Raw genomic sequence first — 14,680 nt, 5'->3', positions numbered from 1 at the left:
AACTATGGAATTCACTACACGTAGCCGGTCTGCATCACCGGTCTCTCAAGGATTTGCTGCCACCTTTCTTCAGGAAGTGGTTCGGGCAGACATGAGTATGCACGACATGCAACTGGCCGCCTGGCGGCACTTTCTGCAGCACGCCCCGGGAGGACGTGCGGGGGGTGCCGCCGTCGGCATGGCCGAGCAACGCTACCTCTATTTAGACCATGTCAGCCTGACCTTTTATATCAAACCCCTGCCGGGGTCGTCGTTCTGGCAGCGGGTACGGCTGTCGTGGAATGTGCTGCGCGGCAAGCAGGTGATCGATGGCATCGGGCCGCAGTGGTATGAGCTGTGCGAGGCCGACGACCCCGAGCGCATTGCCGTGGTGGTGGACGTACGCCGTGGCGCCGACGGCAATCTGGAGGTTACATCCCAACAAAATGTTATGTCATGAAACTATCCAATATTACTTCTTATTGGTCCAACGCCGTGGAGTGGAAAACCGCTGCCGATTCTTTTTTCGTGGCCCCCGGGGAGACCGTCCAGGAGGCGGCATTGCGACTGGGCCTGTTCAACGTGGGCGAAGTAAAGAACGCGAATAAAACCATCACCGGCCGCGCCGAGGTGCCCCGGCCGCTGACGATCTCGGATACCCCCGAGGTTGTGCCGCGCGAGGTGAAGGCGGTGATCGATACGATGGACCGTATGGGCTATACGGTCTTCCGCAGCGCCAAAAAGAACTACGACCTGAACCTGGTCGGGCTGCGGTCTGAAAATACGACGCCGAATGCCTTCGACGACGAGCTGATGGTATTCTGGAAGTGGGAGAATCGCTGGACGTTGAAACGGTATAAAATTACCACCGATCCGGGGTTGACGTACCTCGCAGACCCCATGAACAACCAGGGTACGGCGATCCTGAAGGAAGGCCAATACAGAAGCTCCCACCGGCTCGGAAAACACAAGGGGCAATACGAAGCGCTGGTGCAGGCCAAGCCCGTAACCGTTATCCGTGACTTCAACCGCGACAAGGTTCTGAACTATGCTTCCGGTAAAGAGCAAACCGGCATCTTCGGCATCAACATCCACCGTGCAACGGCCAGCGGTGAATCTACTTTTGTCAACAAGTGGTCGGCGGGGTGCCAGGTGTTTGCGCGCTCAGCGGAATACAATGACTTTATCAAGCTTTGTAAGCTGGCTATTGCGGAATGGGGGAATTCGTTTACATATACGCTCTTGCCCCGAAGGGAAGTCAATCTATAACACCGGTTTGACTACCACTCGCTATTAATAATATCGGATTACCATCTTCATCGCGCAACCTATTCCATGATATTAATATACCGTATTGGCCGGCCGGGACGGTGAAAGATGCTTTTCATCAAATTAACTGAACATCTCGGACAACTGGAAGATCGACGTACCTGCGATTTTTGAGTAATACCACGGCGCATTGTCGTATTGGCGACGGGCCGGCAAATATTACGCTCATGGAACTATCGTCTATTCTTTCAAAAAAGCCCATCGTGCATCGCGGCGTACTGCCACCGGTGTGCAAGACACCCGGCAGGGTGCAATTTGAAGCATACTCTCTCGAAACTTTTCGGGATGCAACGGCGTGGCCGAACGCAGACTACGTTATCCTATGGATCGTGCAGGGCACTGTGGTGTTGACAACAGGGCTTGACCGACTGATACTGGAGGACAGCTCGATCTGTTATGGTAAACCGTCGCGAGGCTTTGACGTTAAAATCAACAACGGTGCAACGGGGTTTGTGATCTGTTTCTCCCGGGAATTTGTCGAGCTCTATGGGGCGAGCTATTCCAACCTGATCGATTCGACGTTGCTTCATCACCGCCCCTCTGCTGCTATTATCCGCCTGGACGACGCGGGGGCCTTTCTCCAGTCTATAGCGCTGGAAATAATGCAAGAGCTTCAAAGCAATGCACGTCTGCGGCTCGAAGCGATCAGCGCACTGCTCAAGTTTTTTTTGATCAACCTTATTCGCCGGTCCGGAGGCAAGGCCGACGGCACGAACAGCTCCGGGCATTCGGTTCGTTCGAGAAAAGCCGACATCGTAAACAAGTTCTATGCCCGGCTGGAGGAAGATTTTGCGGCGAACAAGACGCCGCGATATTATGCCGAGACGTTGCACGTAACGCCCAATTACCTGAACCAGATTGTCAAAGAGCTCTCGGGCTATACCGTCACCCAGCACATTCAACAACGTATAATATTGGAAGCGAAGCGCAAAGTGCTCTTCGAGGGGTATAGCATGAAAGAGATCAGCTATTTGCTGGGCTTTGTAGACCCGGCACATTTCAGCAAGTATTTTAAGAAGAGTTGCGGCGAGAACTTCTCGGATTTTAAGCGCGGGGCGTTATATCAGTCGCTACAAACCGCCAGGCCGGCTGACGGGTCCGCTTAACCTGGAAGTCGGCGCTACGCGCCGCACGGGAAATACCGCCCGTCTATGCCAACCGTTTGCGCTGCCGTGCCTGTGAACAGCTTTGTTGTATGAGTCATCGTTTGTATGTATTTGTTTCTTTTCCCTAATAGACCAACCGGTCGACATACGGTTTGCTCCTTTGGGCGGTCAACCTACGCGTTAGTCGATTTAGCCGTGCCGTGCGGCGGCGTGTGTTGTCAATTTACGGGCGAATGGCTCCGGCGTGGCGTGTGCGGTTGGGCAAGATTTCGCCGGATTGTAATGAGCGTTTGTAATTTTTCCAAACTATAAAATTAATTGACAACCCCTATGAAGATTTTCTATCAACATGTCAGACGCGCCGTGGCTGCATGCTTCCGACAACGCTTTCTTTGGCTTGCGGCGGCCTGTTGGCTGCTGCTGGCCATTCCACGGGTGCATGCCCAGTACGTCGTAGAAGACCTGACGCCCACCACGGTGATCCGCGAGGGGCTTTCGCTGGCGCAGGCACCCGACGGCCGTATCTTTATTGCCGAGCGCGCCGGTGTGGTAAAAGTATATCAGAACGGCGCCGTATCGAACGTGTTTACGGTTACGACCACGACCGATAGCGAGCAAGGGCTGCTCGGCCTCACGCTGCACCCGAACTTTGCGAGCAACGGTTATATCTATATATTCTATACACGGGCCGACAAGTTCAACCACATCATCGAGCGTGTGCAGATCAATGCCAGCAACCAGGAAGTGGGGCGTCAGCAAATCCTGACGCTGGACCCGATCCAGGGTGGCTTTCACAACGGTGGCGACCTGCAGTTCTTTAACGGCTTTCTGTTTATCACGACGGGCGACAGCCAGAACAATGCAAACTCGCAGGACCTGAGCAACTACCGCGGCAAAATTCTGCGCGTGACGGAGACAGGTCAACCGGCTCCGGGCAACCCGTTCTTCGGCAGCGGCACGGTGCAGCGCCAGAGCATTTGGGCCTATGGTTTCCGGAACCCCTTCCGCCTGGTACCCAACGCCCGGGCAAACAAACTGTTTGTACTGGATGTGGGTACGTCGTGGGAAGAGATCAACGACATTACGAACCCGGCCCCGCTGTATAACTACGGCTGGGGTCATCCGCAGGGCGGCGACGGCATGCAGACGGAGACGAACCTGTTTGTGAACCCTATCTTTACGTATGCGACGGGTTCGATCGGCAATGCGTTGACCAACGGTTTGCTGTACAACCCCACGGTATCGCGGTACCCGGGTGAGCTGACGAACAAGTTCATCATCAAAGATTACGTTCGAAACGAGATGCGCGTATTCGATCCGACGCAAAGCAACCCTGCGTCGACGATCTTCTATACCTCGCCCCACCGCTCGGCGCTGGGGATGATGCTGGGGAACGACGGGTATATTTATTATTGTGAGTATGGCACGAATGGCAACCTGATCCGGCTGAAGTATGGCGAAGGCCAGGCGCCGCAGGTGATCAATCACCCGGTGTCGCAGACGATCGTGGAAGGCAGTCCGGTGACGTTCGGTGTTGACGTTTCGGGACAGGAACCGTTTACGTACCAGTGGCAGTACAATCAGGCCAACATACCGGGTGTCAACGGCCGCACCTATACTATCCCGACCGTTACGATGCAACAGGCGGGTAACTACCGTTGCATCATCACCAACAGCCTTGGGACGGTCACGAGTAACAACGCCGTGCTAACGGTACGTGCCTTCAACAACCACCCGGTGGTGCAGATTACGGCACCGATCCAGTCGTTGACGTGGGATGCCGACGACAATATTTTCTTCGCGGCGACGGCCACAGACGTGGAAGACGGCGTGCTGCCAGCCAGCGCTTTCTCGTGGAGCATCGACCTGTTTCACGAAGATGTGCCGGGTGCAGGCCACTCCCACCCCGGCGCCAGCCCGCAGGGTGTGAGGTCGGGCAACTTTATTGCCGGCAACCAAGGCGAGAAGACGCCGAACGTATGGTACCGCTTCCTGGTAACGGTTACGGACAGCGACGGTTTGACCGACACAGCGTATGTGGATGTACATCCGAACCTGATTACGGTGACGGCCACGACCGTGCCGGCGGGCCTCTCGATCGAGCTTAACCAAAAGCCGGGTACGGCGCCGCGTGTTCAGCGGGTAGTGGTGAATGCCGACCTGCAGGTGTTAAATGCGCCGACGCCGCAGTTCATCGGCAACACGCGCTACGACTTCGACCACTGGGCTGACGGCGGTGCGGCCAACCAGCTGTTCCGTGCGCCCGACCATGACGTTACCTACACCGCGCACTATACGGCCACCGATGTAAGCCAACGTCCTTATCTGGGCGTGGTCGGCCAGATTCCCGGCCGTATCGAGGCAGAGCATTACGATGAAGGCACCGGCGCCTATTTTGATATCAACCAGGGCGGCGACGGCGGCTTCCGCGCCGGCGACGGCGTGGGCACCGAAGGCTCGTCGGAAGGCGGCAATAACATCGGCTGGGTAGTGGATGGCGAATGGCTGGAGTATACAACGAATGTAAACCAGGCCGGCAATTATACCATCGGCTTCCGCGTGGCGTCGCCTTACGACACGCGCAAGCTGCACCTGGAAGTGGACGGCATCAATGTTACGGGCACGGTGAACATTCCGAACACGGGCGGCTTCCAGAACTGGCAGACGGCTGCCGTCTCCAACATATCCCTGAGCGCGGGTGCGCACATCCTCCGTGTGCACTTCGAGGCCAACGACATCAACTTCAACTATCTCGACTTTACGTATGACGGCGATGCCAACACGCCGCCGATAGCCGACTTTGAAGCGAGCACGCAAACGGTTTGCCTTGGCGGTTCTGTCACGTATACGTCCGTTTCGCTCGGACAGATCACGGGTTATACCTGGAACTTTGGCGCAGGCGCTACGCCGGCCACCGCCACGGGTGCCGGTCCGCATACGGTTACGTATGCGACGGCATCGGGTGCCGGCTCGCGCACGATCCAGCTGACGGTGAGCAATGCCGCCGGCAGCAATACCAAGACAGCCACGATACAGGCCACCAGTTGCACGAGCGTGCAGACGCCGTTCGGCGGATCGCCGGCGATCATCCCAGGCCGCGTCGAGGCCGAGGCCTACGACCAGGACGGTGAAGGCATTGCCTATCACGACCTGAGCACCGGTAACGCGGGTGGTGCTTTCCGCAATGACAATGTCGATATACAAGGTGCCTCGGGCAGCAACTACAACATCGGTTGGGTTGAATCAGGCGAATGGTTGGAATACACGGTAAACACGACCGTGCATGCCGAATATACCATCGCCTTCCGCGTGGCTACGCCGTATGACAACAAGGTGCTGCACCTGGAGCAAGACGGCGTCAACATTACCGGCCCGATCGCGGTGCCGAACACCGGCGGCTTCCAGAACTGGCAGACCGTGAGCGTAAGCGACATTCACCTGCACGAGAACATCTCGGAGCTCCGCGTGGTGTTCGAGTCGGCGGATATCAACTTCGACTATATCGACTTCACACCGGTAACCAGCAGCCATGATCCGGAACCGGAAGTTCCCGGCGTCAGCCTGACGCTGCAGGCCGAAGACGCAACCGTCAGTGGTGCTGTCGTGACCGCCAATCAGGCCGGCTATACAGGCACCGGCTTTGTGGACTATGTAAATGCAAGCGGCGACTACATCGAGTGGAATGTAACCGTGCCGGCAGCAACGGCTGTAACCTTGTCATTTGATTATGCTCTCCTCGGGGGCAACCGTCCGCTGGACGTAGTGGTAAACAATGCTTCCCCAGGTGCCTCTAATTTCCCGGCCACGGGTGCATGGTCTACCTGGTCGTCGGTTAACGTGGCGGCGATGCTGCAGGCAGGTAACAACACCATCCGCCTGGCGGCCCGCGGTTCCAGTGGCCCGAACGTAGACCGCCTCCGCGTAAACAGCACGGGTGCCAGCGCTGTACGTGTAACATCGCTTGCCGCGGCGGGTAACGAGTCTACGGTGCGGGCGTACCCTAACCCTTCTACGGGTCGTTACACCCTTTCGGCCACGGCGGCGTGGATGGTCATCGACACCTTTGGTCACGTCATCCTGTCGGGCCATGGCCAGGAGGTAGATATGACACAGCGACCGGCGGGTGTGTATACGATCATCGTCGGTGGAAACCAGAAGATTAAAGTTGTGAAGCACTAACATCGCGCAAGCTAACATAGTACAGCCTGAGACGCATCTAATGAAAGCTCACCGATGTTTATGGAAAATGTAACCCGCTTGTTGTGACTTAATCCGCCGGCGATATGTTCCACCAATTCGTCGACATATTCGCGGATGTTGATCAGGGAGCTCTTTTGCGAGCGATATAGTTTTTGATGGATCAGGGAGATGGCATACATGCGTTCCTGGCTTTCCTGAATGGCCTGCATGGCCGCTTCGTTGTCGAGGTAGTTGGCCTGTGTATTGAGCAGGCTCATGACAATCTGGAGATTGTTCTTGACACGGTGGTGAACCTCTTTCAACAGCCATTCTTTCTCGTCCACCAGTTGGGCCAGGGCCTCATTCTTTCGGGTGATGACGTCCTGTTGCTCGGTTAACTGTTTATTCGTGCGTTGTTTAATGCGAAAACGATTATATAAGACCATCAAAAAAAGAACCAGAAGCGTAGCAAAAGCAATCACCACCTGTTTCGCAAATTGCTCTTCCCGGGCCTTGCCTTCGTGCAATGCCGACTGCTGTTCCAATATCCGGATGTTATTATCCTTCCGTTCGGTCTCATAGCGAATCTGCAGCTCGCGAACCAATTCCGCCTGCACAGCGGTTGTCACGTCTTTAAATGCCATTCTATACGCGGAAAGATGCCGATATGCATTGCGGAAGTCGCCGTTCAAAGAATCTAATCTTGCCAGTGCAAGTTCCGCCTCCGCGACACCATTCAGACCTTTCATCACAGGTTCGTTCAGATATTTTTCCAGATAAAAACGCCCGCGCCTGAATTGGCCAAGTTTGGCGTAGATAAGCCCGGCGCTATGATAGAAATCTCCAAGACGTATATCGCCGGAACGAGCAGAACTCTCATGCTGAAACGCTTCGGCTTTATGAAGGTATGCTTCTGCTTCTGAAGCTCTACCCAAGTCCATATGTGCGGCTGCCAGGTTTAAATGAATGTCGCGTAAACGCAAAGGATCGCGAGTCGGGATTTTCGCTAATATCGATTGTGACAGCGTAATCCGCTCTTCGTTTTTATTCATGTGCCTGAGCATGTTCGAAATACCGTCTACACATGCGTATGCCGTCGGGTCACCGGTATTTTCAAACATACGTATTGCCTTCTGATACCAATCAATCGCCTTGATCGCCTCTTCTTTAAAAGGCCAATGTGCTATAGTACCTGCATGTTTCGCATAAAATGAAGCGACGCGATAGCAGAAATAACCGTAGCCGGTGCTATCTCCTGTTCGCTCGACACCCTCAATCGTTTTTAACGATAATTCCAAACTCACCGCATCGTTTTCTTGTGCCCCTTCTAAAAATGCCAACATGTCATTCGTGTAATGTGTAAACGGGAAGCCGATTATCTGCTGCCGTGCCAACGACTCTCTAGCGTACCGTTTGGAGTCTTCCACCCTTCCGGCGGCGAAGCAGAGATAACTCATATTCATGAATACGTTGATACGTTGATCTGTTCTATCGATGATCGTAAACAGGCTATCGGCCTGCGCGAGTGTGCGAATTCTGTCGTTAAGCGTCGATGGCGAAAAAGGACTATATGTTCCCCAATAGTACCGCGCCAGCGCTTCTTCCAGGCGGTCATGGATCTTTTGTGCCACGCGAATAGCCTCATCGTAAGCTTTTCTGGCGAGATCGACCTCTCCGTAGTCCAGGTAACATTTCATCTTTCCATATAACACGTGACAAACGGTTTTATCGTCATTCCAGGCCGCAGCCTCTTTTTCCGCACGTGTAAGATACGTCAGCGCCTTGTCGAGATCGTTTTTTGTCGTTCCTGGCTGGTATGCATAATAATATCCTACCAGGGCATGCATCCTCGCGCGCTCTTTTCCTTTGCAAGCCGATGCCAAGCGTTCCATATCGCCGATGCTTTCTTTGCCTGCTAAAAACCGATAGCCGTTTTCCGTTTTAACGAGGTCGTCAAAGTTTTCCGTGATCAACACCATGGCGTTCAGGCGCGTACCCCTGCAGGCGAATCGCAGCGCGCTGTCCATATCAATCTGGTTGACACGGACCACATTCGTGTGTGCAAAAGCCAGCTTCAACAACAATCGCTGCTGTGCCAGGCTTGCCGACTGAATCTGAGCACCGGAAGGCTGGGTTAATGCGAGCAACAGCGCTATGAAGGAAGCACGGCTGAAATGACAGAAAAAATGTTTCCTGATTGACATGGTAAGATTGGTAGGTTAGATAAGTTTACTGGCTATCCTTGAAACTGTCGCCTGATCCCCAGCTTTTTCATCCTCGAACTCAGCGTGCTCGGGGGGATACCCAACAGATCAGCCGCTCCCCCCTCGCCGGCAATTCTGCCGTTGACGCGTTGCAGCACTTTCAATATATACTCCTTCTCATTATCAAAGATCGACTGGATCTTAAAGTCCGCTTCCACCGGCGGGTCTGCGACATTGGCGGGCGATGAAAGATGGATATCCTTGATGGTCTGCCCTAGCGTTAAGAGCACGCTGCGCTCCACCACATGTTCCAATTCGCGTATATTGCCGGGCCAGCTATACTTTTTCATCTCCGCCAGCACTTTTCCGCTCAGGCTGGTGATCGGCTTTCCCGACTTCCTGGAGAAACGTTTGACAAAGTGCAGTGCCAGCGCGGCGATATCTTCCTTCCGCTCCCGGAGCGGTGGCAGGTGAATCGGGAATATGTTCAGGCGATAATAGAGATCGGCGCGGAATTTTCCTTCCGCCATCATTTTCTCCAGGTTGCGGTTCGTGGCGGCAATAACCCGTACGTTGACCTTGATCGTGGCTTTGCCGCCGAGTCGCTCGATCTCCTTTTCCTGGAGTGCGCGTAACAACTTTACCTGTAACTCCACGGGCATTTCGCCGATCTCGTCCAGAAATAACGTGCCCTTGTCGGCCAGCTCAAACTTGCCGATCCTGCGCTCGACGGCGCCAGTAAAGCTGCCGCGTTCGTGGCCGAACAATTCGCTTTCGATCAGTCCGGCCGGCAAGGCCGCGCAGTTGATCTTGACCATGAGCTTATTTTTGCGCGGCGATGCCGCGTGGATCGCCCGGGCAATCAACTCCTTTCCGGTGCCGGTCTCTCCGAGCAATAACACGGTGCTGTCGGTGGGCCCCACCTGCGAGACCAGACGGAAGACCTGCTGTATTGCGCCGGAGCCGCCGATGATCTCCGACCAGTTTTGCGTGGTAGAGAGTTCTTCTTTCAAATAGATTTTCTCTTCTTCCAACTGCTCACGGTATCGGCCGATTTCGGTCAACTGGCGGTTTACTTCTTCGTTCGCCATTAAGTTCGATAACGTGATTGCTATTTGCGAGCAAATGCCCTTAAATAAGGGCCGCGGAATGGAGAATGCGAGGTTGTCGTTCCATCGGAAATTCATGACGGCGATATTCTCACGTCCGAGCCTGATCGCTACGCCGGCCATGGTCCGCAACCCTACCGACTCCGCGGCGCGGGAGTAGGTCGGGGGCGCGGGAGAGGTAAACCACTTGGTCACGTCAAAGATGACGATATCGTCAGCTTCCAGGATGGTATTGAAGATGCCATCCTGCACGCCGGTGTCGGTATCGATCAGCTTGGCGAAATCGGGATGCGCGGCAAAGTCGGCCGCCGGATCGAACAGCACCGGCCGGTGTGTTTTTTTGTCTTTGCTCAGTGCGTGAATGACATAGTCGTCTATATCAAATAGTTCTTTTAAATGTACGCGGAGGATCTTGCCCAGGACCTCTTTGTCGCGCACGGACGCGACGGCATTGCTGAATTCCAATAGTTTGGCTTTCTCCAATTCCCGTTCGCGAACAGTTTCGTTGGCCACGATATTGGAAACGGCCAGCGCCAGTTGGGAGCAAACACCCTGCAGCAACGTGCCGGCCAGATCAAACGCGGCGCCCTTTTTGACAATAAACAATACCGCCCCGATATCGGTCCCACCCGCGCGAAGCGCCGATATGACCATCTGGCCGATACCTGTATCCCGCCAGAAGGTAACATAATACGGCATGCCGGACCGTGCCGCTAACGCTGCTACATCATACACCACCGGTCCTTTCGACTGCATGATCTCGTTGAACAAAGGATCATGTACATCAAATTTTTCAGCCAATGTTTTCTTCAGGTCAGGGTGATCGGTTATTTTTTCACAAATCGCGATAACAAAGAATCGGTAGGCCTCTCCCCCTTCTTCTATTGTAAAAAAGCCAAGTTCTTCAACCGGGAACAACTGCTTTATTTGTCCATTGACAACCTTGACCAATTCCTGTCGGTTTTTGACGGCAGCCAGGTCGTTGCTGAGCGACAGCAGCAAGGAAGTTTCCTGCTCACGCCGGCCTATCTCCTCCCGGGCAATGATGTTTGCCGTCGTCATCGACACAGAGCAGGATATCTCTTGCAGCAGGCGGGAGGTTTCCGGCAGCACCGGGCGGTTTTCGGCGAAAAGCAGGACCAGCCATCCGATCAGTACATCCCCTTCCAGGAGCTTAAGGGCGATAAAATCTTTACCCCCTGTGCCTGTGATCACGGAATCGTCCTCGGCAAGCAGTTGCCGGGCATCTCTGTTTCCTACCGCGGCGAAGCTGCCCGCCAGGAACCCGGCGATGTGTTGCTCTTCAGTTTTTTGAAAGATGTAGGACCAATAATGCCCGGTCTGTTGGTTATGTCGCAGGATGAATCCACTCTCAAACACGATATATTTTTTTAGCGTGCTGCTAATAAAAAGCAGCATTTCCTCCTTGCTGCGTATCGGAACGATCTCCTTATTAATTGAATGTAAAATATCCCACTGCATCCGATCTCAAACTCTTTTGATGTCATGCATTCCAAATGATTCCCCAATAAATATCGACGCAGATGTTTTAACGACTATCAACGCTCCCACCTCAGCCCATCCGGCAAAGGCCTTGTCAACAAAGTCTTGAAAGCTGGCGTCCTGAGCTATTCCCTATAAATTTAGTAAAGATATCCCATTACATCAATGGGGTTACGCAGATTGCTACTGCGCAGCCGGCAAATTAATATTTACTGCAAATACAGATAATATGCAACCATATTAACTGCAATTACGATTAATATCCTATATTTACTTTGTCACATCGATCATTGCCATGAAGAAGACCAAACTCGGTGAATTTGAAGAGCTCGTATTGTTAACGGTAGCCGCGCTGCAGGGGGACGCGTACGGCTTGAAGATCAAGCAAGAGCTGGAGGAACGGCTGAATGAAGACCTGAGCATGGGCTCTATACAATCGGCATTAAAGCGCCTGGAAGAAAAGGGCTTTCTCAACTCCGAGTTCGGAGAGGCCACCCCGCAACGCGGGGGCAAACGAAAGAGAATTTACGAGATCACCAGCCTGGCGCATCGCACCCTGGCCGAATTAAAGGCCATTCGCGCCGATCTCTGGAAGTCTATACCTAAACTGGCCGGCGGCCTGAAAACGATATGAGCGCTCGCCATTCCCTGCGTCCTCCCCGGTGGCCCCTTGCCATCCTTCGCTTTTTTATCAAAAAGGAATATCTCGAAGAAATTGAAGGCGACATGGAGGAGCTCTTTTATGACAATGTTGCACGATGGACCGTGCGTAAGGCAAAAAGGATCTATACCGTCGAAGCGCTTAAGCTTCTGCGGCCTGTGCTGTTAAAGAAGCTTGGACATTCATTCACCCTACCCTCCTTCCCTATGTACAGAAATTATTTCAAAACCTCCCTGCGGGGCCTGCTGCGAAATCCGCTGACGGCGTTCATCAATGTGTTCGGGTTATCCGTTGCCATCGGTATTTGCCTGATCGTATATGCTTTCATGCTATACGACCGGAGCATCGACCAGTTCCATGTCCATAAAAAATCGGTATACCTGGTGACTATTTTAGCCGAGCACGACGGCGAAACGCAACAGTATGGTCTTGCGCCGCGGCCCCTGGGAGAAAGGCTCCGGGAGGATTTCGTTCAGGTTAAAAATGTCTGCCGCATCGAAGAGGGCCGCGTGGTGGTCAAACACGAAGATGATGTATATCATGAGCACATCCGGTACGTCGATCCTTCTTTCTTCGATATGTTTACGTTCCCGCTTAAGTGGGGTTCGCCCGAAGCGCTGGCTGATCTGAACAACATGGTGCTGAGCGAAGACATGGCAGTGAAGTATTTTGGTGAAGACAATCCCGTGGGCCGGGACGTACTGGTGATCTTCAACGACTCGACCAAGAAGGCTTTTACGGTAGCGGGTGTGGCAGCGGCATTCCCCAAGGCGCACGACCTCGACTTTGACTTCCTGGTTCACTTCGACAACATCAACGTCGCCGACGGCGCCTATGACATGGACGACTGGCGTGCGTTCCTGCCGGCTACCTTTATACAGGTGGAGAATCCTGCCGGGCTGCGGACGATCGAACAGCAACTGAAACCCTACCAAACATTACAAAACGAAGCCCTGCCCGACCGGCCCCTGGCTGCCTTTGCGTTTGAACCACTCACCTCGTTGCATGAAAGGGCTTCCCACCTGCGGGATGCTATCGTGCATGACTTCAATGCCGAGGGGCGTATGGGTATGCCCATCATTGCCATCTTTATGATTGCCCTGGCGTGTTTCAACTATATCAATATCGCCATTGTGTCGGCGTCGAAACGTTTGAAAGAGATCGGTGTCCGAAAAGTGATCGGTGCCAACCGACGCAAGGTGATCCTGCAGTTCCTTTCAGAAAATGTCGTGGTCACATCCTTTGCGGCGGGCATCGGTATTGTCCTTTGTTATTTTGCATTCCTGCCCTGGTTCGTACAGTTTACGGGTTGGCCGCTCGAGCTGCCGTTGGTACACGGTGATCTTTGGGTATTCCTGGCAGCCCTGCTGTTGTTTACGGCCCTGGTTTCCGGGCTTTATCCGGCACTCTATATCTCAAACTTCGATGCGGTCAAGATCTTCCGTGGCTCGTTACAGTTTGGCAAGCACAATCCGTTCACGCGGGTGTTCCTTTGCGTGCAGCTCATCCTGGCATGTATCACCATTACCGCCGGCGTTGTGTTTACGCAGAACAATGCCTTTCAGAATTACCGAAGCTGGGGGTACGATCAGAAGCATGTAGTATACGCCAGTGTTCCCGACGCCGCGGCGTTCGACCGTTTGCACGCCGCGATGAAACAGCAGCCGGGTATCGTCGTGTCGTCGGGATCGACCGACCACCTCGGAAAAACGGTCTCTCCGGTACTGCTGCGCCAATCTTCGAACCACTCCCACGAGGCGGGCCGGTTGGCGGTCGATGCCCACTACTTTGAAACGATGGGATTGCGATTGATCGCCGGGCGTGGCTTTCGGGAAGATTCCGAAAACGACCGTCGCGCGCTGGTGGTAAACGAGCGGCTGGTGCATGAGCTGAATTTGAAACAACCGCTCGGACATCGGTTCGACGTGAACGGTTCTCCTTATGAGATCATCGGCGTGGTACAGGACTTTCATCATTGGGATTTCTTCCGGAAGATCCAGCCCATGGTCTTTACGCTGGCTACGCGGGAAGACTATCGCTATTTGTCGTTGCGTGTTGAAAGCGGCGCGGAAGCGCGAACATACGAGGCGTTGCAACGGCAATGGGCCCGGCTCTACCCGGAGATCCCGTTCCAGGGAGGCTATCAGTCCGATGCCTGGGGAACTTACTTTAACAGTGTGAATCGTTCGGAGACTTTCAACAAGGTCATAGCTTCCATCGCTGTCTTGCTGGCTTGCCTGGGATTGTACGGCCTGGTGACGCTGAATGTATCGGGACGGATCAAGGAATTCAGTATCCGCAAGATGCTGGGCGCCGGCGTGGAGAATATAGCGATGGGGATGTTGCGTCAATATGCCGTGTTGATGACGGTGTCGCTACTGCTGGGCGCCCCGCTGAGCTATTTCTTCTCACGGGCTTACCTGGATATGCTTTTTGCTTACCCCATGCCCCTGGACTACTCCGGCACTATTATAGCCCTGGTCATCCTAACCTGTCTGGTGCTGGCGGTCATCGCCACGCAGATCAGACGTGTATTACACTTACGTGCGGTAGAGGGGTTAAAGATGGAATAACATATCTCCCTGGTTTCCCCTCGCTTTTGCGAAGTAT

Annotated in this window: 8 protein-coding genes; 6 read left to right on the top strand and 2 right to left on the bottom strand. The window is 54.0% G+C overall.

Going from position 1 to position 14,680, the window contains the following annotated elements; all coding sequences use genetic code 11:
- Positions 1–4 precede the first annotated feature (4 nt).
- From KK078_RS07045 to KK078_RS07030, 4 genes are all read left to right on the top strand, one after another.
- On the top strand, positions 5–439 hold the full coding sequence (locus KK078_RS07045; protein ID WP_254089545.1) for a hypothetical protein: 435 nt from the start codon (positions 5–7) through the stop codon (positions 437–439).
- Positions 436–1,248, top strand: coding sequence for a hypothetical protein (locus KK078_RS07040; protein ID WP_254089544.1), 813 nt, complete (start codon positions 436–438; stop codon positions 1,246–1,248). The genes KK078_RS07045 and KK078_RS07040 overlap by 4 nt, the downstream gene beginning before the upstream one ends.
- 227 nt (positions 1,249–1,475) lie before the next feature.
- Positions 1,476–2,414: an AraC family transcriptional regulator gene (locus KK078_RS07035; RefSeq protein ID WP_254089543.1), complete on the top strand. Its 939-nt coding sequence runs from the start codon at positions 1,476–1,478 to the stop codon at positions 2,412–2,414.
- A 330-nt stretch (positions 2,415–2,744) separates the two neighbouring features.
- Positions 2,745–6,593: a carbohydrate-binding protein gene (locus tag KK078_RS07030; protein ID WP_254089542.1), complete on the top strand. Its 3,849-nt coding sequence runs from the start codon at positions 2,745–2,747 to the stop codon at positions 6,591–6,593.
- Between the two features lie 11 nt (positions 6,594–6,604).
- On the opposite strand, the gene KK078_RS07025 is transcribed toward KK078_RS07030, so the two are convergent.
- On the bottom strand, positions 6,605–8,797 hold the full coding sequence (locus KK078_RS07025) for a sensor histidine kinase (RefSeq protein WP_254089541.1): 2,193 nt from the start codon (positions 8,795–8,797) through the stop codon (positions 6,605–6,607).
- Between the two features lie 32 nt (positions 8,798–8,829).
- Positions 8,830–11,325 (bottom strand): sigma-54 interaction domain-containing protein, encoded by a 2,496-nt coding sequence (locus KK078_RS07020; RefSeq protein ID WP_254089540.1) that lies wholly within the window; start codon positions 11,323–11,325, stop codon positions 8,830–8,832.
- 379 nt (positions 11,326–11,704) lie between these two features.
- Between KK078_RS07020 and KK078_RS07015 the strand changes: the two genes are divergently transcribed.
- Both KK078_RS07015 and KK078_RS07010 read left to right on the top strand, forming a co-directional pair.
- Positions 11,705–12,043, top strand: coding sequence for a PadR family transcriptional regulator (locus KK078_RS07015; RefSeq protein WP_254089539.1), 339 nt, complete (start codon positions 11,705–11,707; stop codon positions 12,041–12,043).
- The gene (locus KK078_RS07010; protein WP_254089538.1) at positions 12,040–14,643 is read left to right on the top strand and encodes an ABC transporter permease; all 2,604 of its coding nucleotides are present in this window, start codon (positions 12,040–12,042) and stop codon (positions 14,641–14,643) included. The genes KK078_RS07015 and KK078_RS07010 overlap by 4 nt, the downstream gene beginning before the upstream one ends.
- The last annotated feature ends 37 nt before the right edge of the window (positions 14,644–14,680 follow it).

It is taken from the genome of Dawidia soli (assembly GCF_018598185.1).
GTDB classification, from domain to species: domain Bacteria; phylum Bacteroidota; class Bacteroidia; order Cytophagales; family Cyclobacteriaceae; genus Ohtaekwangia; species Ohtaekwangia soli.
Note: the sequence above shows the minus strand (reverse complement) of the source record. Positions and strands in the feature narration are given on the sequence as shown.

Bases quoted from the DNA above. Each gene is read 5' to 3' on its own strand.
- KK078_RS07045 (WP_254089545.1), top strand. From the start codon at position 5: ATGGAATTCACTACACGTAGCCGGTCTGCATCACCGGTCTCTCAAGGA.
- KK078_RS07040 (WP_254089544.1), top strand. From the start codon at position 436: ATGAAACTATCCAATATTACTTCTTATTGGTCCAACGCCGTGGAGTGG.
- KK078_RS07035 (WP_254089543.1), top strand. From the start codon at position 1,476: ATGGAACTATCGTCTATTCTTTCAAAAAAGCCCATCGTGCATCGCGGC.
- KK078_RS07030 (WP_254089542.1), top strand. From the start codon at position 2,745: ATGAAGATTTTCTATCAACATGTCAGACGCGCCGTGGCTGCATGCTTC.
- KK078_RS07025 (WP_254089541.1), bottom strand. From the start codon at position 8,797: ATGTCAATCAGGAAACATTTTTTCTGTCATTTCAGCCGTGCTTCCTTC.
- KK078_RS07020 (WP_254089540.1), bottom strand. From the start codon at position 11,325: ATGCTGCTTTTTATTAGCAGCACGCTAAAAAAATATATCGTGTTTGAG.
- KK078_RS07015 (WP_254089539.1), top strand. From the start codon at position 11,705: ATGAAGAAGACCAAACTCGGTGAATTTGAAGAGCTCGTATTGTTAACG.
- KK078_RS07010 (WP_254089538.1), top strand. From the start codon at position 12,040: ATGAGCGCTCGCCATTCCCTGCGTCCTCCCCGGTGGCCCCTTGCCATC.